Genomic DNA, 22,188 nt, shown 5'->3' with positions numbered 1-22,188 from the left:
ACACTTCATCTAATTAATGGCTACTGTGGTCAGTGTGACCTTCGTGCTCATCATGATTTTCATGATTTTCTTCTGAATCTTCATCATTTGATTGATGATGTTCATGCCCTTCAGGTGCTGGGCTAAAGTCTAAATGAGTGCCAGTAAAGGTCATCTTACCTAAGTGACCTGGCTCTAGTAACTCTTCAAATTTATCTTCAGTAATTGGATCAGCTGTTTGATGAACTTCATCTACCCATTCCTCAAATTCAACTGGAGACATTGCTGTTACATCAAACGTATTTTCAGCAAAACCTTTTCCGCTGAAGTTTGCATTTCTACCCATGAATTCACCAGGATGATCAGCAGCTAAATGTAATGTTGTTACCATATCGGCCATTGCATATTTCTGTCCGCCAAGTTGTGGAATCCAGAAGCTTGTAATTGGACCGAATGAGTAAAGTTTAAATTCAAGCGCTCGATCTGTAGGTATATATAAGTAATTTACTGTCTCAATATCTTCTTCAGGATAGCTGAAGTGCCATTTCCAGTTAGATGATGATGCATATACAACTAATGGCTCCTTATCTTCATACCCTGGTGGTGTTGCTTCAACTTTATAGTTACTTTGGACAGAAACAAATGATAGATAAGCAACAATTAGTACAGGTATTCCGACACAAACTGCCTCCACCCATTTATTTCCCTCGATGTGAGGTGGTTCATAATCTTTTCCTTGTTTAGATGAACGAAATTTAATGAGCATATATGCAAGCATTGCAAAAACTACAATAACAATGCCAGACATTAACCATATGGACATCATAATATCGTTAGCCTGGACTTCGGCCTGTGGACCTTTAGGATTTAGAACAGTAAGTGGTTCACACCCAGCAAGTACAGCGGCAATGGCAACTATAGCCAATAAAAGAGCCCTTTTCAATTTCATTGATGTACCCCTTTCTATCTTTCTAAAAATCTATTGTTTTATTTGAACGTGAATATCACGCCTGTAACCCTATGTTAGTATCATAAATGGTTAAAAACAATTGAATGTGATAGGTGTCACAAAATGTTCATGAACAAATGATGAATTTGGTCACAAAATGTTCATGAAACTGAAAGTAAAAAGAAAAAATAATATTATTTAAATACTCTATTTTAAGAAAAAACTGAAAAATGAATATTGCATCGTTCAATAAATTTTAAAGGTTGCTTCTTTATTTATTATATTAATATAAATGATGTTGTGTATTTGACTAACAGTACCCACAAAAAAAGTGTGAAGTCTTCGAATGGTTTTGAAACGGATGAAAAAAGAGGAGGGTTATCTTGTTAAAGAAATTTGATATTGATCAATTTTTAGACGGTGTATATAACCCGACTGATGATATTCATCATTTAATAGAAATAATTGAAATAGATGATTTACTTGAGAGAACAAAATAGGCCTTTATGTCTTCCACTTTTTGTTTTAGATGTTGTACGATTACTTTTATTAAAATAATCATATCTAAAACTAATCAAATGAAATAATAATGAACATTTTCTTATATTTTTTAAAGGCTATGTTGACATTTACGATATAAGGGTTAATGGAACAATAGATAAAGAAAAGCGGGCAAGTTTTAACCATTAACTTGCCCGCTTTTCTTTATCTATTGATATTTACTTTTGCACTAGCAAGTTTTGCTTTGAATTTTTCTTTCATTATATAACCCATTTCCCAAAAAAACTTTCATAAAGAATAAACATTGAAAAGATAGTAAAACTATAAATATTTCCATCAAAAAATAAAAGTGAAGAGGTGAGGAGAAAATGGAGAAAAGAGTGTTTCTCTCAATTGTCATAGTGTTGTTTAGCTATATATTTATTTCAAGCCCTCAAACAAGCTTTGCCGTTTATGATGCACCTTCTTATGCGAAATGGGGTAAAGAAGCGATGATGATCGCAAAGGAAAAATATCCATCAGCAGATATTGTTGATTATCAGCATCTTGGAAAAGAAGTAAAGGATGAGACAGAAATAGAAAAGTTTAAACTTTGGATGCGTCAACAGGAGATAGAATATGGGCTCTATGTGTTTATTGAATATGATAAAGATTCGGAGAAAATCGTCCGTATTTTAACGAAAAAAACGGACCGTTAACGTATTGTATTTTCTTCTATTAATTGTGCGAGTGGAACAACTTGATTCTTATCTACGTTGTTTCTTTCGCACACCCTTGCCATTTTAGTTAATTCATAGAGATCGACAATGACGATATTTACGCCATCGAAAGTTACTTCATATTCGTTTTGACTTTTTAGTAGTTCCCTCGCTCTAGCTAAATCCATAAGTTCACATCCTCTCTCGTAGTATTTTATTCAGTTTGAATATTTAGTGCACAATTCTACCAATAATAAGGCTTTTGATATATACTTAAATAGGCAAACGGTTTAGAAGTTGAATGATTATCAACTTGTAGACGTTAGTTCATCTTTCCAATTTATTACACTAATAGGCGTGATATAGGAATTAAATTAATTCACTTTTTTAATATAAGTATTTTTTCTAAAAATATTAGCTGTATTTTCGTGATTTTCTCTTTTTTCCCTTTGTATATGCGCCTTTAACGTGGTAAAATGGCTTAGGAAACATTTCGTCCTCTGGAAATTAACATTATTCGGAATTTTAATATACGAAATAATATTGTTACTATCCTAGAATGGATATGGGGCGGAAATAAATTATCCAAATATATTTAAAAAAGAGTTGTGGAGGTAATTTTCCATGAAGAAGCCTTCAGAGGGTAGCGGACCTTTAGAACAAAGTTTTTATGGTCCTAACCTTGGCTATGTAATCGAGCTTTATGAGATGTATTTAGAAAATCCAGAATCAGTTGACCAAGAAATGAGAGAGTATTTTGAGGTTAATGGTTCACCATTGCAACAAACAGGGGTAGCTCCTATAAGTTTAGGAGCAGAAAGCACTGGCGTAAGTCCAGCACAAATTGAAAAAACTTTATCAGCTATTCGTCTTGCCGATTTTATTCGTTCAAACGGACATAAAGCTGCTGATATTTATCCCCTAGTTAATAGGGAAGAAAAGAATGTTGCTATTTTTGATTTAAGTAATTATGGATTAACAGAAGCAGATTTACGTGCAATACCAGCTCATCTTATATGTACAGATGCGAATATTCCGTTAAGAGATGGATTAGAAGCATTTGAATACTTAAAAAATGCTTATATGGATACGTTAGCATTTGAGTTCACTCATGTTGACAATTTAGAAGAAAAGGATTGGCTTCGTCGCAAGGTTGAAACAAATAGCCTTAAACTTAACTTGCAAAAACCTGAAAAAGCGAAAGTGTACAAAAGATTAACGGAAGTAGAAGAGTTTGAAAAATTCTTACACCGTACTTTCGTCGGTCAAAAACGCTTCTCTATTGAAGGTTTAGATACGATGGTACCAATGTTAGATGAAATTGTATCAGGTTCAGTGGCGAATGGCACAAAAACAATAAATATTGGAATGGCACACCGCGGACGTTTAAATGTGCTTGCTCATGTACTTGGTAAGCCTTATGAGATGATATTCGCGGAATTTCAGCATGCGCCGAACAAAGATCTTGTCCCATCTGAAGGTTCTATTGGTATCAGCTATGGATGGACAGGCGATGTAAAATACCATCTGGGATTAGACAAACAAATCAAGGCTGAAAATACAACAGTTGCAAACTTAACACTTGCGAACAACCCAAGCCATTTAGAGTTCGTTGGTCCTGTAGTTGAAGGATATACAAGAGCGGCTCAAGATAAACGTACTACTGGTGGTTTCCCAGAAGTTAATTACGACGAAGCACTTTCCATCATTATTCACGGAGACGCTGCTTTTCCAGGGCAAGGTGTTGTCGCTGAAACATTAAATCTTGGTCAATTAAATGGCTATAATACTGGTGGTTCCATCCATATTATTGCTAATAACACGATTGGCTTTACAACAGAATCTTATGATTCTAGATCGACTAGATATGCAAGTGATTTAGCCAAAGGCTATGAGGTTCCAATCGTGCATGTAAATGCAGATGATCCCGAAGCAGTCATCAATGCCGCTAAATTAGCTATTGAATATAGAGATAAATTCCATAAAGATTTCTTAATTGACTTAATTGGGTATCGCCGCTTTGGTCACAATGAAATGGACGAGCCGATGACCACAAACCCAGCGATGTATAATATTATCCATAAAAGACCAACGATTAAAGAGCTTTATGGTGAGAAATTAAAAAAAGATCAATACTTATCAGAAGAAGAGGTTACTGCTATTCATTCGGAAGTAGCTGAAAAACTTCAGCAAGCTTACGATAAAGTGCCGGATAAACAAGAAGATGCAACTGAATTAAATCCACCTGAGACAGTGGAAAATGGTATACCAAGCATTCAAACTGCTGTGCCATTAGAGTCTTTACAGCAATTGAATGAAGAACTTCTAAAATGGCCGGAAGAATATAAAGTCTTTAGAAAGCTAAGTAAAATATTACAACGTCGTAAAAATGGACTAGAAGAGGTTGGGAAAATTGATTGGGGTCACGCTGAAACATTAGCATTCGCTTCAATTATTTCAGATGGTACGCCGGTAAGACTTACAGGTCAAGATTCAGAGCGTGGAACATTTGCCCATAGAAATATCATGTTACATGATGAAGTGACAGGTAAATCGTTCTCACCTTTACATCAAATCTCAACAGCTAAAGCTTCATTTGCTGTTCATAATAGCCCGTTGTCAGAAATGGCTGTTCTAGGCTTTGAATATGGTTATAATGTGTCAGCTCCAGAAACTTTAGTTCTTTGGGAAGCACAGTTTGGTGACTTTGCGAACTCTGCACAAGTTATGTTTGATCAATTCATTTCTGCTGGTCGCGCGAAATGGGGACAAAAATCTGGTCTAGTAATGCTTCTTCCACATGGATATGAAGGACAAGGTCCAGAGCATTCAAGTGCAAGATTAGAAAGATTCCTGCAGCTGGCAGCTGAAAACAACTGGACAGTAGCTAACCTTTCTTCAGCAGCACAGTACTTCCATATTTTAAGAAGACAAGCAGCGATTTTGAATCAGGAAGAAGTAAGACCATTGGTCATAATGTCACCTAAGAGTCTTTTACGTAACCCTACAGTTGCTGCAACTGCTAAAGATTTATCAGAAGGACAGTTTAACTCGATTCTCGAGCAATCTGGCCTTGGTGAGAAAAAAGAGCAAGTGAAAAGAATTGTTTTCACATCAGGAAAAATGGCTATTGATTTAGAAGATAAATTAAAAGATATTGAAGATAAAGAGTGGTTCCATATTGTACGTGTAGAAGAGATTTATCCGTTCCCATTTGCTGACATTACGGAAGTAGTAAAACGTTATCCAAATCTTGAAGAAATGATCTGGGTGCAAGAGGAACCGAAGAATATGGGCGCATGGAATTTTGTTGAACCAAGGTTAAAACATATTGCCCCTGACGGAGTAGAGGTAAATTATATCGGTAGACGCCGCCGCTCAAGCACAGCAGAAGGCGATCCAGTCGTGCATAAAAAAGAGCAGCAGAGAATTATTGAAGAATCTTTAACACGTAAGTAATAAGGAGGAAATTATTGTGGCAGATATTAAAGTTCCTGAATTAGCAGAATCAATTACAGAAGGTACGGTCGCTCAGTGGCTAAAACAACCTGGTGATACAGTCAATAAAGGTGATTATGTTGTTGAGCTTGAAACAGACAAAGTAAATGTAGAAATCATTTCTGAATATAGTGGTGTACTTGCAGAATTAAAAGCAGAAGAAGGAGACACTGTGAATGTAGGGGATACCATCGCAGTTGTAAGTGAAGGTGGAGAAGCTCCTGCTCCTAAAGCAGAAGAGAAAAAAGAGGAAGCACCTCAAGAGGTTAAAGAAGAAGCGAAACCAGCTGATTCCAAACCAGCGGAAGATAATAAACAACGCACAATTGCTTCACCGGCAGCTAGAAAAATGGCGCGTGAAAAAGGAATCGATTTAAGTGAAGTTCCAACAACAGATCCTATGGGAAGAGTACGTTCACAAGATGTTGCGAACTACGATCCAAATCAAGCGACACAAGCAGCGCAGCCACAAGCTGCATCTAAGCCAGCTCCTAAGCCAGCAGCAACTGATGCCAATAGTGAAAAACCAGTAGAACGCATCCGTATGAGCCGTCGTCGTCAAACAATTGCGAAAAGACTTGTAGAAGTTCAACAAACATCTGCTATGTTAACAACATTCAATGAAATTGATATGACAAATGTAATGAACTTACGTAAAAAACGTAAAGATAAATTCCAAGAAGAAAATGATGTTAAACTTGGGTTTATGTCTTTCTTCACAAAAGCGGTTGTCGCAGCACTTAAACGTAGCCCGTTATTAAACGCTGAAATTGACGGCGACCAACTAGTTCTTAAAAAATTCTATGACATTGGTATCGCTGTTTCAACAGATGAAGGTTTAGTAGTTCCAGTTGTTAGAGATGCTGACCGTAAAAACTTTGCAGAAATTGAAAAGGATATTATGGGTCTTGGTAAAAAAGCAAGAGATAATAAACTAGCTATTTCTGACTTACAAGGTGGAACATTTACTATTACTAATGGTGGTGTGTTTGGTTCATTATTATCAACACCAATCCTTAATGGACCACAAGTAGGTATCCTAGGGATGCATTCTATCCAAACTCGTCCAGTAGCTATTGATGCTGAAAGAATGGAAAACCGCCCAATGATGTATGTTGCACTTTCTTATGACCACCGTATTGTTGATGGTAAAGAAGCAGTAACATTCCTTAAACGTGTGAAAGAATTAATTGAAGACCCTGAGTCTTTATTATTTGAAGCTTAATTTAAAATAAAAAATAAACTAATACTCAAAAGGGTTTAAAGCGAGGAAGTGAAGCGATTTATTGTTCACTTCCTCGCTTTTTGTTGTAAGTCACCCTTGGTTGAAGCCTTCATCTGAATCTCGAGGGGTATTGTAAAAGGGGAATATCCCTCTATAAGAGAAGAAATCAAAGCTTTGATCCTGTCACAAAAGGAAGAATCACAGCCCTTTAGCAGTAAAACAAGATTGGTGATGGTAACAAATAATATTCACATTTTCCTATATCATTCTTCAACATGCTACTCACACCTTTTATTGTTGCATTAAAAAAAAATCATGTATTCTTCACTATTAATCATAAATTCAAGCACTATAGGAAATAGTAAGGGATATGCACTTGATAAAAAGATTTTTAGATATGTAAAAATGTTGCGTGAAGGAAACTTTATTGATAAAATGCATATTATGATAGAAAAGCAGGAGTGATTACTATGAGAGGAAGGAAAAATAGGATATTGAAATATTCTGTACTGTTCAAAAAGCTAGGTGTTATTTCTGATATGGACTATAAACAGATACTACAAAATAATGAAATCCAAACCACTAAGGAAATAAAGCAAAGATAATTAAAATGAGATGGATATCTTCCGCGTCACCGAAAGGATAAAAAATAAAAAGGCGAGCAAATATTTGCTCGCCTTATGCTTTACTCTTTAAATGGTTTTAATCCCCGTTTTTGAATTTCATCTTTAAGTATCCGAATCCATTCCTTTTCAGAACCTGACTTTAATGCATCACGATACGAGACGACCAACTGTTCATTACTCATTATCTTCATTTGATACATACCTCCTAGGTAAAGGATTGAATATTCTTTTATTTATTGTAAACGTTATCCCCTGTTTTGAAAAGGAGAAATGTATAAAAATTTTAATTGTTAAGGAAATGTAAAATGTTTATAAAGGACACACAATTAAATTAAGAAGTAAAAGTTGTGTGAAAAACATTCATAGATAAGTAGAAAAGTTATGGTAAACTAATCTTAGCTAAGGTAAAGTTGGATGAATTTTCTTTTAATGAAAGGGGTATCCTTCAATGCAACTTGATCATATCGTTCATTTTATTAAACGAAACCCGCAAGAGATTATCGATTATTTATCTGTTATGAATATAAAAGCGGTTCAGGGTGGTAGACATGAAAAATGGGGAACATATAATAGTTTATTGTACTTAAACTCATCTTATATAGAATTTTTAGCAATAGAAAATAAAGCGAAGGCTACGCAATCAGATAACCCTTTAGTACAACAAGCTGTGCAGGATTTATCTACATTTGAAGGGTTAGGTCAAGTATGTTTTCGCACAGAAAATATTGAAGCGTTAAAGCAAGAATTGAATGAAAAGGGATATAAAACCTATCCGATCTTTCCTGGAGAACGGATGAGGGCAGATGGGCAAATGATTAGATGGAAGATGCTATTTTTGCAAGCAAAACGAGAAGTGCCTTTTCCTTTTTTTATTCAATGGGAACAAGATGACCATACGAGATATGAAGAATTCAAATCATTAGGTATGATAGATCAACAACTTATCCATACAAAAATAAAGGGCATTAAGTATAATGTAGAGTCACCTGAAGAAACAGCTGCAGAATGGCGTGAGTTGTTTCAAGGAAAACAACAAGGTACAAACGTTATGATTGCAGACGTATCCTTTGAGTTTGCAGCATATAACAAAAAATACGCCAATAAGAACCGTCCCGTTCATATCACATTACAACCTTTTTTGAAGAACGAGGAAACAATACAACTCTTTGGCTCTTCTTATCATTCGTTATAGAAAGAGGGGTGTCATATGCACATATATGAAACGAAACGAATGTCATTCTTTGTATTTAAAAAAGAGTATATTAAGCAAATGAATGAAATTTGGGGCAATCAGGAAGTGATGGCCAGAAGTGGAGGAGCAGTTGCTTCCGTTAAGATTCCTAAAATCGTCAAATGGTATGAAGACTGTCATAAAGAGTACGGCCTATCGGTATATAGTTTAAAAGATAAGAAAAACAATGAAGTTATTGGAGCGGCTGGATTTAATATTGATGCATCAGTAAAACGAATTGAATTAATTGCCCATTTCAGAAAATCGTATTGGCATAAAGGCTATGCGACAGAAGCTATCACAGGTTGTATCAAATTAGCTAAAAGGCATAAAAAAGTAAAATATATTCAAGCCTCATGTGATCCAAAAAACGAAGCATCCATAAGAATTATGGAAAAATTAGGGTTTACGTTATTAGGAAAAGAGTGGTTTGAAGACACTCGCCAAGAAGAACTTGTATATGAGTTGAAATTATTTTAATAACGATAAACTGGAGGAAAATGATATGGAAACTACTACGTTTAATAAAGTAAAAGAATACGAGGCAGTCATCCTCAGTTCTTGGACATATCCATCTCCTTACGATTTTTATAATCACGCTCAAACAGAAGACAGTAAACAAGAGTGGCTAACGGGAAACTACTTTTGTATATATAAACAGGAAGAAATGATTGGTTTTTTTTGTTACGGTGAATCAGCAAGAGTACCGGTGAATAGCAGTCATCTATATATAGATGATTGCATTGATATTGGCATAGGGATGAGACCGGATTTAACAGGAAAGGGATTGGGAAGCAGTTTTTTAACCACGATCCTTATGGAAATAGAAGTGCTCTTCCCAAGCACCCCAATAAGGTTAACAGTGGCTTCCTTTAATCAACGAGCCATCCATCTCTATGAAAAACTCGGTTTTAGAATTCAACACCATTTTCAAAGAAAAAGTACAAACTTTTATATAATGGTAAGAAAAAAATAAAGGAAATTATACGAGAAGGTTCGAATATATAAATATTCGAGCTTTTTTATTTTTATTAGAATAAATCTACATTTGTTTTTAACTGTTGGACATAAAGCACCATCGGAATATGAAAATTTAGAAACTTGGGTTGGTTCATTTTGAAATTGACTTTAAAATGATAAGGACTAAAATAATACATTCAAAATTCGCATAAAAAAAATGAAAGCGTTTCAATTTTAATTTTCTGAGGAGGAAAAAAATTGTCTGAATTATTAAATATAACGATTGGCGATTTATTAGAAAAAAGAGCAGAAGAAAATCCTAATCATGAAGCATTAGTCTATGCAGATAGAGGTTTGAGGTACACATATCATAGCTTTAATGAGTATTGTCGTACAGTTGCTAAAGGTTTCATGAAGCTCGGCTTAGAAAAAGGAGAACATGTAGCGATTTGGGCTTCTAATACACCTGAATGGGTAAGTGCTCAGTTTGCAACAGGTAAAATCGGATCTGTGTTAGTAACTGTCAATACGAATTATCAAGCCGCTGAACTTGAATACTTATTACAACAATCTGATGCTACCACTATTATTTTAATGGAAAAATACCGCGACCAATCATATATTGATATTCTCTATAAAATCGCACCAGAATTAAAAACATCGCAGCCGGGCCAGTTAAAATGTAGCAAGCTTCCCTTTTTAAAAAACGTCATCGTGTTAGGAGAGAAGCGCTTTGCTGGCACCTACAGTTGGGAAGATGTTGTAGCTCTTGGTGAAGGATGTAGTGATGAGAGTTTAAATGAGCGTTTGCTTTCACTTCAGCCGGATGATGTGATTAACATGCAGTATACCTCAGGAACAACTGGATTTCCGAAAGGCGTTATGCTCACACATAGTAATGTCGTGAATAACGCATTAAATATTGCCGCTTGTATGAAGCTCACAAAAGATGATCGACTATGTATTCCTGTACCATTCTTCCATTGCTTTGGTTGTGTCATAGGCACCTTGGCTTGTGTGTCAGTTGGAGCAACGATGGTACCTGTACAGGAATTTCAACCTGATACCGTTTTACAAACGGTTGAACAAGAGAAATGTACGGCCCTTCATGGAGTGCCAACAATGTTTATAGCTGAAATCAATAGCAAAAATTTCACAAAATATAATTTACAATCATTGCGAACAGGTGTGATGGCTGGTTCCAATTGTCCGATTGAAGTAATGAAGGCTGTTATTGAAAAAATGGGTATTGAAGAGATTACAATTTGTTATGGCCAAACGGAATCTTCACCAGTTATTACACAAACACGCACTGATGATCCTATTAATTTACGCGTGGAATCAGTTGGTCGAGCATTGCCAGAAGTTGAAGTGAAAATTGTTGAACCTGGGACAGCACATGAAGTGCCAATTGGTACTCAAGGGGAACTATGCACAAAAGGATATCATGTTATGAAAGGTTATTATAACAATCCCGAAGCGACAGAACAAGCTATCGACAAAGAGGGATGGTTGCACACTGGGGATTTAGCTATTATGGATGAGAATGGTTATTGTAAAATAACAGGTCGCCTGAAAGATATGATTATAAGAGGGGGAGAAAACGTATACCCTAGAGAAATTGAAGAATTTCTCTATAGTCATCCAGATATTTTAGATGTTCAAGTTGTAGGTGTTCCTGATGAGATATACGGTGAAGAGGTAATGGCATGGATTATTTTAAGAGACTATGCCAACATTACGGCTGAAGAAGTTAAAGAATATTGTAAAGGCAGAATATCCAAGCATAAAATACCTAAACATATTACTTTTACGAAAGAATATCCAATGACTGCTTCTGGTAAAATACAAAAATTCAAATTAAAGGAACAAGCGATTCAATCCATTACTGCACAGAAATGATGAGTGAAAAGAAGAAATCAAATATAAAAAGTGGAGAGTAAAGAACAAGAGACAAGGCAAATCGTTTGCCTTGTCTCTTATTCACCCAAATGCTTAGCTTTATTGGATATTGGTGATATTTAGTTAAGGTAAAAATATGGTAAAAAATTGTTAATATGGAGGGAATCACTTTCGAATTGTTGAATATTGTAGGAGGAGGAAGAATAAGTATATTACTATAGTGACAATAAAGGAGCGCATTTATGGGTATGGCAACGATTCACCTCTTTGTGTATGGCACATTACGAAAAAATGAGATCCATCATGATTATTTAACTGAAGCTCGTTTAGTGGCCGAACAAGCTTGGATAAATGGAGTCATGTTTGATACGGGTGATGGTTATCCGAGAGTCGAATTATCAGATAAACTAGCTGAAAAAGTATATGGAGAATTATACGTTTTAAGTGCCGAACATTTAGAGGCAATTGATGTTTTAGAAGGGTATGTAAAAGATGACAAGCATTCATTATCTGTAAGAAAAAAAGTACACGTATATACGGATCAGGGAGTGCGACAAGGTTTTATTTATGTTTCCCCCGCTGAAGGTCTACAGCAAGATGCAATTAAAGTTTCAGACTGGAAGGTATACAATCTGCAAATGAATTCCCCAAAGACATTTTACTATTTTGCATATGGGTCTTGTATGGATACTGAAAGATTTATGAAAGCTGGAGTTGGCCATTTTTTTAAAAATGTCGTCGGTATAGGTGTATTAAAAGGCTATCAAATGGGCTATTATTTCTATGCACCTGATGGGAATCGAGCGGACATCATTGAAGGTTCTGGTGAAACAGAAGGTATTGTTTATCAATTACCGATAGAAGCAATAGATTATTTATTCCAAAGAGAAGGAGTCACTGTTGGTCACTATCGACCGACTTTTGTTAATTTGACAATTGAAGGGGAAATATATAAAGATGTGTTAACCTTCCATGTTTATGATAAAAATCCCCAGTCTTCACCACCATCCTTTTATGCGAGGGAGATTTTGCGTGCAGCTGAAGGGAGACTCAGTTATAAATATGTTCAGCATTTAAAAGAAGAGATAAATAAGCTTGGAGTCGTGAATTAAACAAAGAAGTTTACTATAAGCTACTTTGGTGGTATATAACAATGTCACCAAAGATGAAAGAAGGTCGTCTAAATGAAACAATTGACGAAAACATGCTTCTTTGAGATTGTTTATGATAAGCAACATTATCAATACTTGGAAATGATTAGAGTCGATTATATTTGTGATATACTATATATAACATTTAAAGATTTTTTCACAAGTGAAATGTATACTTTTGAAAAGGAAAAAATTTCTTTTTTACAAAAAGTATTTCTATAAAAACACATTTCAAATAAGTATTTACCATCCTAAATAGAAAAAAATCACTATACAGCTTGCAGAACACATTTAATTTTTTTACACTGTATAAGAGAACACATAAGGAGTGGCAAAAATGATTCATCAAACATGGCATGAAAGTGACACGTTAAAAAAGGTAAAATGTGTACATACGAATGCAGCAAAATATATTGTTAATCGTGCTTTAACTGAAGGAAAAATCTATGATGTGAAAAATGAAACAGAAGAGTTTTTCTTCATTGTTGACAACTCTGGTAAAGTTAGTGGTTTTTATAAAGACTATTTTAAAGAAGTTTAAGGCAAAAAGCTGTCAGATTGACTGACAGCTTTTTCGTGTGCAATAAAATAGCTAAGTTCATAATATATGTAAAATGTACCTTTGAGAATTCTTGCAGGTGGTGAAAGAGCTGGGACCATAGAGGAAAGCATTGAACCGAATTTTTATCATTACTTGAATGGATGGGAATAGGTTTTTTTATGATTAATACTTACAAAATCTGTTATGTATAATTAGGACTGATAGGGATATTCCCTACCAGACCATAAATTGACCATTATTCATGATTAGGAAACATTCGTTTCACTGTTTCACTAAATTCATCGAAGAAGCCTTCAATTGGTTTTCCATTGCGAACATCTTTTGCATATGTGTCCACACGGTTGTAGAAATCAGGGTTTACTGATACATAGACATCATCAATGTTCTGGTCAGTTGATTTTACTTGATCAGCGATTTTCTTTTCTAGATCTTGTGTTAATTCATTACCATTCGCTAAGGTTGCTGCCACATAGGCATTGTCGCCAGTAAGTAAAACCCTTGCTCTTTTAACTTCGTCCATTTGTGTAATATTATCTGCTGTTTTATCGGCAAACCTCATTGAATGTTGTGTTCCATCATAATCGACATTACGAGTATGAATATTGTTGTCAATACTTGGTCTATCATTGTTACCATTTCTTTCATATCCAACTTTTGCGGGGTCATGCATATCTGGTGCTCTATAAGCAGTGTCGTTCGTATCTTGTCCATTATTCATGCCACAAGCTGTTAATAGTAGAGAACTTGAAAGAGCAACAGCAATGATTGTACCTTTCATCTTTTAACATCCTTTCTTTTTTTCTTTCACTGTTAGCTTGGCTCATTTAATCGATAGTATGCATAAACAATTTTTTTGAAGCAAGGAGGTAAAGGATGAAGTATCTATATATTGGAATTGGCGGGATGATAGGTGCAAGCATGAGGTTTGCTATCTCAATTGTCATCGGACAGTTTTGGCAGAGTGCATTTCCTTTAGATATTTTGATAATTAATGTGTTTGGTGCCTTTATTCTCGGCTATTTATCGTCCATCACTTTACCGATTGATCCTAATCTTAAACAAGCAATCACTGTAGGGGTAATTGGATCATTTACCACATTATCGACTGTTAGTGCGGATACGGTTTTATTAGTTGAAAATGGATTTATCATTCAAGCTTTTGTATATATCGTATTTAATATCGCACTAGGTTTAGTGATGGCCTATCTTGGTATTGTTTTTGGTAAACGTAAAGAGGTGAGGGGAACAAATGAGTGAAATACTTTATGTGATGATAGGTGGATTTTTTGGTGCAATAGCCCGTTTCTCCTTATCAACGTTGATAAATAGCAAAACCAACTCACTCTTTCCCTATGGAACGGTTATCGTTAATTTACTTGGTTGTTTCTTAATGGGTGTGGTTGTTCACTTTCTACATTGGGAAAATGTATCAGCTTTACTTGTAGTTGGTTTTTTGGGGGCATTTACAACTTTTTCATCTGTTCAGTTGGAGATGGTGGAATTAATTGTGAAGAAACAAAAGATGGCATTTATATATTTTTTTGTTACTTATATAGGCGGTATAGCCCTTTTCATGTTAGGCTTAATAATGTTGCCATAAATCGGTTGTTCATTTATGGACAAGTATTGAATACATATTTAATAGGATCGAAACAAAAGGGGAATGAAAATGGTTGTAAAAGTAGTGAATAAGGTGAATTATCGTGTCAATTTTTTCTAATCAAAAATTAATTCAAATAGTAAAATATGTTATGCCATGTATTATTTTGCTCATTGTAATAATGGAAGCAAATAAATTTTTTAAAGATTTCAACTGGGCTTTACTTGAGCATTATTTGGATGAGCTTTCATTTTGGCGGATTTTTTTCATTATTATTCTAGGATTAATTTGTTTGTCTCCAATGTTTTTTTATGATGTTATTTTAAATCGATTACTGCAGGTTAAAATTCCGATGCAAAAACTGTTAGGGTATTCGTTATCTGCAAATGCTTACTCAAACTTAATTGGGTTTGGCGGGGTAGCCGGCGCAACATTAAGAACGGTTTATTACCGCCCCTACTTAGACAATAATATCCCATATATTAAGGTAATAGCTAAACTGTCATTATTTTATCTTTGTGGTTTATCCATCTTGTCTTGGATGGTATTATTCAATGGATCTGAACTTTTCTCAGAGTTAAGATTAGCTCATCTTGCTATTTGGATTGTTGCGCTTTATACCCCTCTACTACTTTTTGTCTATTTTATTAAAAGAAAACTGCAAAGTTTGCCTATCAAGAGGGAGTTTATAACGGAACTATTAATGATCTCTGTGTTTGAATGGATATTTGTCGTTATTTGTATTTGGGGTATTTTAAATATAGTCGGTGTCAATTTTTCTTTATTTTCTGTTTTCCCAATTGTCATTGTAGCTGCTTGTGCTGGCATAATAAGTATGTTACCGGGGGGAATTGGTTCGTTTGATTTAGTTATTCTAATCGGTTTTGAATCTCACGGAATACCTGCAGAATTAACATTTATGGTTTTAATGTTTTATCGCCTTAGCTATTACTTTATTCCTGCGGTAGTTGGTACACCGGTTGTTTTGACTACTATTTGTGGACATTTAAAAACAAAAAATTTTTTCAGCTAAGGATGAAATAATAAAAAATCGACTATTTAGATTTAAACTGCATGCATACTGGAATGTGGGCAAATATATAAAGTTGGTTAGACTAGAGATAAGAGGGCTTAAAAAGGGTGTTAATCAATCATATTAAATGTGATTATGGAGATAAAAAAAAATCAAAGAGAAAGTAGTAAGCTTAGGAGTGAGAAATGGACTAAGACCAGTGTCGATTTAAATCCAATGTATATATAGAGGGAATGTAAGATTATAATATTGAAAAGTAAAATGCGCACACAATTTAGATGTATGCGCATTCGTTCACTTTTTAAAAAGATAATATCATTAAGAGGCTCTTTTATCGACTACCTTAGTTGATAATTGATTCGTAAAAAGTAATCGAGCACTAATGAGTCGTTTTCTAACTAGCAATCCAATCCATGCTGCCATCAACGCTTTAATAAAACCACCGATAATAAATGGAGCGAACCCTGACAGAAATGCTGCGGTCCAACTTAAGTCAGCCATCCACTTTAACCACGCCGTTCCAATAATTAACGTAATAAACATACCTATGATATTTGCTGTAAGCGCATGTGCAAATGTGAATTTTGTTTTCTCAAGGTATTTAGCCATAATCCATACTACTGGTATATAGCTAATTAAATAGCCACCAGTCGGTCCGACAATAACTGAGAAACCTGCAGAAAACTCTGCAAAAACGGGCACGCCAGCACATCCTAAGGCTAAATATAAGAGTACGGAAAAAGTGCCATATTTCGACCCTAAAATGACGGCTGCTAATCCAATGGCTAATGTTTGTCCAGTAATTGGGACAAGTGGCAAAGGGATAATTAATTGTGCCATAATCCCAATAATAGCTGCGAATAATGCTGTCGTAAGGAGCGATCTTAATCGTAATTGTTCTTTCGTCAATTCTTTCACCTCATTTATAATGTTAACCTTATGTATAATATAGTTTACATTATAATTTGGAGGGTTTTTTATGTCAACTATGTTTTATTTTTGGTTTACTTATTTTTCGTGCTTTTATATATTCTTTTAATTGTTTCTAAATGCATCCCTTCATGAAAGGTAGAAAAAAGGATACATTCGCCAACTGTTTGAAAAGTAATCCCCATTTTATTGGTGAATGGGGTTGGCAAGGTTTTAGTAAATTTGTTTTTGGTAACGGAAATGACTCTCTCTGTCTGTTCTTGTAATACACCTTTGATTTCTAAAATAGATGGCGGATTCCCTTGCCAAAGATGTGGTGCAGTACCTGCAGCAAAAAATGTTTCATACTCACTTCCAATCCCCATTCGCTCTCCTGTTAGTTCAAATACAAGTCTCTCCTGTATATAAGCGATATGACCGAAATTCCAGTGAATATTATTATTAAATCCTTTTGGTACAGTCGAAATGAATGCTGGATTTATTTTATCAAGTGATTGGATTGTTAATAAACGTACTGTTTGTATATGATTCGAGACATTTTCAATCATGGTTTCTTTCCTTTCCAAAAAAAGTATTATTCCTCCTCTCATATATTCTTTAGGAAAAAAGAAAACTCCTGCAATCAAATAAATCATTAGAGTTGAAGTTTCTTTAAAGTAGGGTAAAATATAATTAACAATTATCAAGTTGTTAATTAATTCATGGTGGTGGGGCAATTACCTTATGACTAAAAAATATCGAACACCAGATGGCTATACAGCAGATATTGCTGTTTTTACCATCGTAACAGAAGAATCTAAACCATTTACTCCACCCGATATGAGCTTAAACCTTTTGTTAATTGAAAGAGCTAAGTGGAATACAGAAGGGGAGTTAAACACAGAGGGAGGGAAATGGGCGCTGCCAGGCGGCTTTGTTGGCGTTCATGAAAACGCCTTACAAGCAGCTGTTAGGGAATTAAAAGAGGAAACTGGGATTGATTGTGTGCATATGAAGCATTTTGGTATATACGATGAACCCGGTCGTGATAATAGAGGTTGGATCATATCCAATGCGCATTATGCAATTATCTCTGAGGAAGACTTAAGGGAAATGAATGCAAATGATGACGCATCTGCCGTTAAATTAGTGAATATTCATGATGTCCTGCAATTAGAACTTGCATTTGATCACCGACAGATTATTTGTGATGCATTGAGCGTAATAAAAAGAGAGCTGTTACAAACAACAGCTGCAAAAAATTTATTACAAGATGAATTTACATATTCAGAATTACAAGCCGTATTATCAACAGTTACAAAAGATCCCGCTATACTAAATGAGCAAGCATTTGCTAGAAAAATTAAATCCCTTCCTTTTATAGAAAAGGTTGAGGGTAAAACCACGCAAAGAACGTCAAAAAAAGCAACGCAATTATATAGGTTTAATGAAGTCGAAGTAGTGAAACCTATATATACAGGTCGATACCAAGAAAGATAACGGGGGAGATACTAGTGGCAAGGGCTTTGATTAATATCGATTATACCAATGATTTTGTTAACGGAGCATTACCTTGTGGGGAACCGGCAATTGCTATTGAAGATGAAATTGTACGAATAACAGCTGATTTTATCAAAAATGGTGATTTAACGATCTTGGCTATCGATAGACACGAAAAAAATGATCATTTTCATCCTGAAACAAGGCTATACCCGCCTCATAATATAAACGGCACAGTAGGTAGAGAGCTATATGGTAATTTAAAACAAGTTTATGAGGAAAATAAGGGTTTAGAGCATGTAAAGTGGTTAGATAAAACAAGGTACAGTGCATTCTGCGGGACGAATTTAGAACTTTTACTAAGAGAACGAAACATTAACGAATTGCATTTAGTTGGCGTTTGTACAGATATATGTGTGTTACACACTGCTGTAGATGCCTATAACAAAGGGTTTTCAATTGTTGTCTATGAAAGAGCTACAGCAAGTTTAAACGAAATAGGTCATAAATGGGCACTCGAACATTTTAGTGGTTCTCTGAATGCAATAGTTAAATAACGAAAAAGGGGTATAAAATAGTATGAACAAGCCATATCCAGATGACAGCATGGCATTACACACAGACTTATATCAAATTAATATGGCACAAACCTATTGGCAAGATGGTATCCATGATAGAAAAGCGGTTTTTGATATTTATTTTAGGAAACTACCTTTTGGGAATGGCTATGGCGTGTTCGCTGGTCTTGAGCGCATCATTGATTACCTGCAAGGGTTCGAATTTTCTAAAAGTGATATTGCTTATTTGCGAGATGAATTACACTATCCAGAAGCGTTTCTTGATTATTTAGCGGATTTGCGTTTTACAGGTAATATTCGTTCAATGATTGAAGGAGAGCTTGTTTTTGCCAACGAACCAATTGTACGAATTGAAGCACCGCTTGCTCAAGCGCAATTAATAGAAACAGCATTATTAAATATCATCAACTTCCAAACATTAATTGCTACGAAAGCTGCACGGATTATGGAAGTGTTAGATGATGGTGTGGCAATGGAGTTCGGTTCCCGAAGAGCCCAAGAAATGGATGCCGGTGTTTGGGGAGCAAGAGCAGCTGTAATTGGCGGGTTTGGGGCTACGTCAAATACGCGTGCTGGTAAAATGTTTAATATCCCAGTAGCTGGGACACATGCTCACTCACTTGTACAGGCATATAAAAATGAATATATCGCTTTTCATAAATATGCACAAACACATAAAGATTGTACCTTCCTTGTTGATACATACGATACGCTTCGTTCTGGTGTACCAACGGCTATTAAGGTAGCAAAAGAGTTAGGTGATCGTATTAATTTTGTCGGTATTCGAATTGATAGCGGGGACTTAGCTTATTTATCTAAAGAAGCTAGAAAAATGTTAGATGAAGCTGGATTTACTAACACAAAAATTGTTGCTTCTAACGATTTAGATGAATATACAATTATGAATCTTAAAGCACAAGGTGCCAAAATTGATTCTTGGGGTATTGGGACAAAGTTGATTACAGGTTATGACCAACCTGCACTGGGTGCTGTGTATAAAATGGTGTCTATAGAAAATGAAGCTGGGGAAATGGAAGATACAATTAAAATTAGTGGGAATCCAGAAAAAGTAACAACCCCAGGTTTGAAACGTGTTTATCGAATTATAAATAGGGAAAATCACAAATCAGAGGGTGATTATATCGCGCTTGAGAGTGAAAATCCTAAAGAAGAAGAACGTTTAAAAATGTTCCACCCTGTCCACACCTATATTAGTAAGTTTGTCACCAATTTCGAAGCGAAAGACTTACATCAGGACATTTTTAGTGATGGAAAATTAGTTTATGAAAAGCCTAGTCTTCAAGAGATACAAGGATATGTGAAAGAAAACCTATCTCTATTATGGCATGAGTATAGAAGGTCATTAAATCCGGAAGAATATCCTGTAGATTTAAGTCCAAATTGCTGGAATAACAAAATAGAACTGATTGATTCAATAAAGAAAAAAATTAAAGATAGCCTAAATGCTAAAGCTTGATGAAAGGATGAGGAATGATGTCCATACAAGAAAAGATTCGCGCTGATTTAAATGTCAAATCATTGATTGTTCCGAAAGAAGAGATCATTGAACGAATCAATTTTTTAAAAAATTATGTCAAGCAGGCTCGTGCAAAAGGATTTGTATTGGGTATAAGTGGTGGTCAAGATTCTTCACTAGCCGGACGATTAGCACAGATAGCAGTAGAAGAATTACGGGCGGAAGGATATGAAGCCAAGTTCGTGGCGATTCGATTACCATACGGAGAACAGCATGATGAAGATGACGCACAAAAAGCATTGCGATTTATTCAACCGGATGAAACATATGTTTATAATGTGAAATCACCAGTCGATGAGATTCAAAAAGTATATAATGAAGTGGCCGATATTGCTGAGCTAAAAGATTTCCATAAAGGGAATGTGAAAGCAAGAACACGTATGATTGCCCAATATATTTTCGGTGGAGAAATGGGTCTTTTAGTAATTGGTACGGACCACGCTGCAGAAGCAGTTACAGGATTTTATACAAAGTACGGTGATGGAGGAGCAGACTTATTGCCACTAGCAGGCTTATCTAAGCGACAAGGTAAAGCTCTATTAAAAGAACTAGGTGCAGAAGAGAGCATCTATATGAAAGTGCCGACAGCAGATTTACTTGATCAAACACCAGGACAAGCTGATGAGACAGAACTAGGAATTACTTATGATGAGCTTGATGACTATTTAGAAGGAAAAGAAGTCAGTGCGGAAGCTGCAAAGAAAATTGAGCAAAGGTATATCATAACGGAACATAAAAGACAAATGCCAGCATCTATGCATGACGATTGGTGGAAATAATCTTGTAGGCAGACTGCTAGTTGGCAGTCTGTTTTTTTAACAGGTAAGTGTAATTAACCAACATGATTAGGGGGATAACCAATCTACTGAATTTAAAAGCTAATAAACAACTAAATAAGTAGACAGTGTTAACATATCACGAAGATAAAACGAAGGTAAAAGTCGGGCCAAAACGGTTTGCGTTACTTCAAATAGAAAACCTGAATGAATACCGAGTATAAGTCGTTTTCACCGAATCATTGTGCATTTTCGCTAAATTATTGAGCAAATGCTACATAATCTCCCCTTATTTTTGTTCAATAACAGAAAGGAAAAAAAAGAATGGATCTAAAAAAGATCCATCCCGCTTCTATCGATTTACATGTCTACCTTTATTTTTTCTTGGCCATACTTTTTCTTCTATTTTTTCGTATACTTCTAAAAGTGTCGTGAACAATTGCATTCTACCTATAAGGTTATACATGATAATCGCACAAATGATGGCAATGAGTGCCCCTGTTATCACATCAAATGGATAATGAACACCAACCCATATTCGTGAAATCCCTACTAATACAGCAAGAATGGGCCACAATACATTTTTCTTATTAAATAACCAAAAGACGATACAGAATGAAAAGAATAATATCGTATGATCACTTGGAAAAGAATTATTTGCCGTTTTATCTATAAGCTGATTGACATTATCCAATTCGACAAAAGGTTGGTAGTTAAAGTGAAGTTTGCTAACAACGAACTTACCAATAATTTCAGCTAAAATAAATGTGAATCCTGCCGTCATCACCATATAGCGATGTTTTGTTTTACGTGTAAACCAATACATCAAAGTTATTAAGGCTAATAATATTACGGTATATTCGGCAATAAAAACAATTATTGGGTTCAAATCTGGATATTCAAAGCCTAGGTCATTTATTCCTCTAAATAAACTAATATTGATTTCGTTCATCTCTCAATACCTTTCTATTCT

At 35.1% G+C, this 22,188-nt stretch carries 24 protein-coding genes; 17 read left to right on the top strand and 7 right to left on the bottom strand.

The annotated features are described in order from the left end of the window. Positions 1 to 13 precede the first annotated feature (13 nt). The gene (qoxA, locus tag MHI57_RS04055; protein WP_095373125.1) at positions 14 to 928 is read right to left on the bottom strand and encodes a cytochrome aa3 quinol oxidase subunit II; all 915 of its coding nucleotides are present in this window, start codon (positions 926 to 928) and stop codon (positions 14 to 16) included. Positions 929 to 1,797: 869 nt separating this feature from the next. On the opposite strand from qoxA, the gene MHI57_RS04050 reads away from it, so the two are divergent. Continuing rightward, the gene (locus MHI57_RS04050; RefSeq protein ID WP_095373126.1) at positions 1,798 to 2,127 is read left to right on the top strand and encodes a DUF3889 domain-containing protein; all 330 of its coding nucleotides are present in this window, start codon (positions 1,798 to 1,800) and stop codon (positions 2,125 to 2,127) included. On the opposite strand, the gene MHI57_RS04045 is transcribed toward MHI57_RS04050, so the two are convergent. Next, positions 2,124 to 2,315, bottom strand: a complete 192-nt coding sequence (locus MHI57_RS04045) for a small, acid-soluble spore protein, H family (RefSeq protein ID WP_095373127.1) — start codon at positions 2,313 to 2,315, stop codon at positions 2,124 to 2,126. The genes MHI57_RS04050 and MHI57_RS04045 overlap by 4 nt on opposite strands. 436 nt (positions 2,316 to 2,751) lie before the next feature. Between MHI57_RS04045 and MHI57_RS04040 the strand changes: the two genes are divergently transcribed. Together MHI57_RS04040 and odhB are read left to right on the top strand one after the other, a co-directional pair. Further along, positions 2,752 to 5,586, top strand: coding sequence for a 2-oxoglutarate dehydrogenase E1 component (locus tag MHI57_RS04040; RefSeq protein WP_340975177.1), 2,835 nt, complete (start codon positions 2,752 to 2,754; stop codon positions 5,584 to 5,586). 16 nt (positions 5,587 to 5,602) lie between these two features. Continuing rightward, the gene (gene odhB, locus MHI57_RS04035) at positions 5,603 to 6,850 is read left to right on the top strand and encodes a 2-oxoglutarate dehydrogenase complex dihydrolipoyllysine-residue succinyltransferase (protein WP_095373129.1); all 1,248 of its coding nucleotides are present in this window, start codon (positions 5,603 to 5,605) and stop codon (positions 6,848 to 6,850) included. 685 nt (positions 6,851 to 7,535) lie between these two features. Here odhB and sda read toward each other — a convergent pair. Then, on the bottom strand, positions 7,536 to 7,667 hold the full coding sequence (sda, locus tag MHI57_RS04030) for a sporulation histidine kinase inhibitor Sda (RefSeq protein ID WP_095373130.1): 132 nt from the start codon (positions 7,665 to 7,667) through the stop codon (positions 7,536 to 7,538). Between the two features lie 257 nt (positions 7,668 to 7,924). Here sda and MHI57_RS04025 point away from each other — a divergent pair, with 257 nt between their 5' ends. The 7 genes from MHI57_RS04025 to MHI57_RS03995 all read left to right on the top strand — a co-directional run bounded on the left by MHI57_RS04025 (position 7,925) and on the right by MHI57_RS03995 (position 13,261). Then, positions 7,925 to 8,668, top strand: a complete 744-nt coding sequence (locus tag MHI57_RS04025) for a VOC family protein (protein ID WP_340975175.1) — start codon at positions 7,925 to 7,927, stop codon at positions 8,666 to 8,668. A 15-nt stretch (positions 8,669 to 8,683) separates the two neighbouring features. Then, positions 8,684 to 9,187: a GNAT family N-acetyltransferase gene (locus MHI57_RS04020; protein ID WP_095373132.1), complete on the top strand. Its 504-nt coding sequence runs from the start codon at positions 8,684 to 8,686 to the stop codon at positions 9,185 to 9,187. A 25-nt stretch (positions 9,188 to 9,212) separates the two neighbouring features. Next, entirely contained in the window at positions 9,213 to 9,683 is a 471-nt protein-coding gene (locus MHI57_RS04015) for a GNAT family N-acetyltransferase (RefSeq protein WP_095373133.1), read from the top strand. 242 nt (positions 9,684 to 9,925) lie between these two features. Continuing rightward, entirely contained in the window at positions 9,926 to 11,569 is a 1,644-nt protein-coding gene (locus MHI57_RS04010) for an AMP-binding protein (protein WP_322909434.1), read from the top strand. Positions 11,570 to 11,811: 242 nt separating this feature from the next. Then, complete coding sequence (locus MHI57_RS04005; protein WP_307313644.1) at positions 11,812 to 12,681, top strand: gamma-glutamylcyclotransferase; 870 nt, start codon at positions 11,812 to 11,814, stop codon at positions 12,679 to 12,681. Positions 12,682 to 12,753: 72 nt separating this feature from the next. Next, positions 12,754 to 12,942, top strand: a complete 189-nt coding sequence (locus MHI57_RS04000; protein WP_095373135.1) for a hypothetical protein — start codon at positions 12,754 to 12,756, stop codon at positions 12,940 to 12,942. A gap of 115 nt (positions 12,943 to 13,057) precedes the next feature. Further along, positions 13,058 to 13,261, top strand: coding sequence for a DUF6501 family protein (locus tag MHI57_RS03995; RefSeq protein WP_095373136.1), 204 nt, complete (start codon positions 13,058 to 13,060; stop codon positions 13,259 to 13,261). 256 nt (positions 13,262 to 13,517) lie between these two features. Here the strand turns inward: MHI57_RS03995 and MHI57_RS03990 are convergent, their stop codons facing one another. Continuing rightward, a complete protein-coding gene (locus MHI57_RS03990; RefSeq protein ID WP_095373137.1) occupies positions 13,518 to 14,060 on the bottom strand; it encodes a YhcN/YlaJ family sporulation lipoprotein in 543 nt (180 codons plus the stop codon). 95 nt (positions 14,061 to 14,155) lie between these two features. Between MHI57_RS03990 and crcB the strand changes: the two genes are divergently transcribed. The 3 genes from crcB (at position 14,156) to MHI57_RS03975 (ending at position 15,915) form a co-directional block, all read left to right on the top strand. After that, complete coding sequence (crcB, locus tag MHI57_RS03985; RefSeq protein WP_095373138.1) at positions 14,156 to 14,539, top strand: fluoride efflux transporter CrcB; 384 nt, start codon at positions 14,156 to 14,158, stop codon at positions 14,537 to 14,539. After that, positions 14,532 to 14,882, top strand: coding sequence for a fluoride efflux transporter FluC (locus MHI57_RS03980; RefSeq protein ID WP_307313648.1), 351 nt, complete (start codon positions 14,532 to 14,534; stop codon positions 14,880 to 14,882). The genes crcB and MHI57_RS03980 overlap by 8 nt, the downstream gene beginning before the upstream one ends. Positions 14,883 to 14,985: 103 nt before the next feature. After that, positions 14,986 to 15,915 (top strand): lysylphosphatidylglycerol synthase domain-containing protein, encoded by a 930-nt coding sequence (locus tag MHI57_RS03975; RefSeq protein WP_340975169.1) that lies wholly within the window; start codon positions 14,986 to 14,988, stop codon positions 15,913 to 15,915. Positions 15,916 to 16,233: 318 nt separating this feature from the next. Here MHI57_RS03975 and MHI57_RS03970 read toward each other — a convergent pair whose 3' ends face one another. Then, the gene (locus tag MHI57_RS03970) at positions 16,234 to 16,824 is read right to left on the bottom strand and encodes a biotin transporter BioY (RefSeq protein WP_095373139.1); all 591 of its coding nucleotides are present in this window, start codon (positions 16,822 to 16,824) and stop codon (positions 16,234 to 16,236) included. A 95-nt stretch (positions 16,825 to 16,919) separates the two neighbouring features. Beyond that, positions 16,920 to 17,411 (bottom strand): DinB family protein, encoded by a 492-nt coding sequence (locus tag MHI57_RS03965; protein ID WP_307313652.1) that lies wholly within the window; start codon positions 17,409 to 17,411, stop codon positions 16,920 to 16,922. Between the two features lie 157 nt (positions 17,412 to 17,568). On the opposite strand from MHI57_RS03965, the gene MHI57_RS03960 reads away from it, so the two are divergent. The 4 genes from MHI57_RS03960 to nadE are packed head-to-tail and all read left to right on the top strand — an operon-like array spanning position 17,569 to position 21,218. Continuing rightward, on the top strand, positions 17,569 to 18,324 hold the full coding sequence (locus MHI57_RS03960; RefSeq protein WP_095373140.1) for an NUDIX hydrolase: 756 nt from the start codon (positions 17,569 to 17,571) through the stop codon (positions 18,322 to 18,324). Positions 18,325 to 18,338: 14 nt separating this feature from the next. Next, positions 18,339 to 18,881: a cysteine hydrolase family protein gene (locus tag MHI57_RS03955; RefSeq protein WP_340975161.1), complete on the top strand. Its 543-nt coding sequence runs from the start codon at positions 18,339 to 18,341 to the stop codon at positions 18,879 to 18,881. 22 nt (positions 18,882 to 18,903) lie between these two features. Beyond that, the gene (locus tag MHI57_RS03950) at positions 18,904 to 20,379 is read left to right on the top strand and encodes a nicotinate phosphoribosyltransferase (RefSeq protein WP_095373142.1); all 1,476 of its coding nucleotides are present in this window, start codon (positions 18,904 to 18,906) and stop codon (positions 20,377 to 20,379) included. 17 nt (positions 20,380 to 20,396) lie between these two features. Beyond that, positions 20,397 to 21,218 carry an ammonia-dependent NAD(+) synthetase gene (nadE, locus tag MHI57_RS03945; RefSeq protein WP_322909429.1) on the top strand — a complete coding sequence of 274 codons (822 nt, stop codon included), beginning with the start codon at positions 20,397 to 20,399 and terminating at the stop codon, positions 21,216 to 21,218. 349 nt (positions 21,219 to 21,567) lie between these two features. On the opposite strand, the gene MHI57_RS03940 is transcribed toward nadE, so the two are convergent. Further along, complete coding sequence (locus MHI57_RS03940; protein WP_307313662.1) at positions 21,568 to 22,167, bottom strand: undecaprenyl-diphosphatase; 600 nt, start codon at positions 22,165 to 22,167, stop codon at positions 21,568 to 21,570. Positions 22,168 to 22,188: the final 21 nt, after the last annotated feature.

This window comes from Cytobacillus sp. FSL K6-0129, from assembly GCF_038007625.1.
Lineage (GTDB): Bacteria > Bacillota > Bacilli > Bacillales > Cytobacillaceae > Cytobacillus > Cytobacillus kochii.
Note: the sequence above shows the minus strand (reverse complement) of the source record. Positions and strands in the feature narration are given on the sequence as shown.

Bases quoted from the DNA above. Each gene is read 5' to 3' on its own strand.
- qoxA (WP_095373125.1), bottom strand. From the start codon at position 928: ATGAAATTGAAAAGGGCTCTTTTATTGGCTATAGTTGCCATTGCCGCT.
- MHI57_RS04050 (WP_095373126.1), top strand. From the start codon at position 1,798: ATGGAGAAAAGAGTGTTTCTCTCAATTGTCATAGTGTTGTTTAGCTAT.
- MHI57_RS04045 (WP_095373127.1), bottom strand. From the start codon at position 2,315: ATGGATTTAGCTAGAGCGAGGGAACTACTAAAAAGTCAAAACGAATAT.
- MHI57_RS04040 (WP_340975177.1), top strand. From the start codon at position 2,752: ATGAAGAAGCCTTCAGAGGGTAGCGGACCTTTAGAACAAAGTTTTTAT.
- sda (WP_095373130.1), bottom strand. From the start codon at position 7,667: ATGAAGATAATGAGTAATGAACAGTTGGTCGTCTCGTATCGTGATGCA.
- MHI57_RS04025 (WP_340975175.1), top strand. From the start codon at position 7,925: ATGCAACTTGATCATATCGTTCATTTTATTAAACGAAACCCGCAAGAG.
- MHI57_RS04020 (WP_095373132.1), top strand. From the start codon at position 8,684: ATGCACATATATGAAACGAAACGAATGTCATTCTTTGTATTTAAAAAA.
- MHI57_RS04015 (WP_095373133.1), top strand. From the start codon at position 9,213: ATGGAAACTACTACGTTTAATAAAGTAAAAGAATACGAGGCAGTCATC.
- MHI57_RS04005 (WP_307313644.1), top strand. From the start codon at position 11,812: ATGGGTATGGCAACGATTCACCTCTTTGTGTATGGCACATTACGAAAA.
- MHI57_RS04000 (WP_095373135.1), top strand. From the start codon at position 12,754: ATGAAACAATTGACGAAAACATGCTTCTTTGAGATTGTTTATGATAAG.
- MHI57_RS03995 (WP_095373136.1), top strand. From the start codon at position 13,058: ATGATTCATCAAACATGGCATGAAAGTGACACGTTAAAAAAGGTAAAA.
- MHI57_RS03990 (WP_095373137.1), bottom strand. From the start codon at position 14,060: ATGAAAGGTACAATCATTGCTGTTGCTCTTTCAAGTTCTCTACTATTA.
- crcB (WP_095373138.1), top strand. From the start codon at position 14,156: ATGAAGTATCTATATATTGGAATTGGCGGGATGATAGGTGCAAGCATG.
- MHI57_RS03980 (WP_307313648.1), top strand. From the start codon at position 14,532: ATGAGTGAAATACTTTATGTGATGATAGGTGGATTTTTTGGTGCAATA.
- MHI57_RS03960 (WP_095373140.1), top strand. From the start codon at position 17,569: ATGACTAAAAAATATCGAACACCAGATGGCTATACAGCAGATATTGCT.
- MHI57_RS03950 (WP_095373142.1), top strand. From the start codon at position 18,904: ATGAACAAGCCATATCCAGATGACAGCATGGCATTACACACAGACTTA.
- nadE (WP_322909429.1), top strand. From the start codon at position 20,397: ATGTCCATACAAGAAAAGATTCGCGCTGATTTAAATGTCAAATCATTG.
- MHI57_RS03940 (WP_307313662.1), bottom strand. From the start codon at position 22,167: ATGAACGAAATCAATATTAGTTTATTTAGAGGAATAAATGACCTAGGC.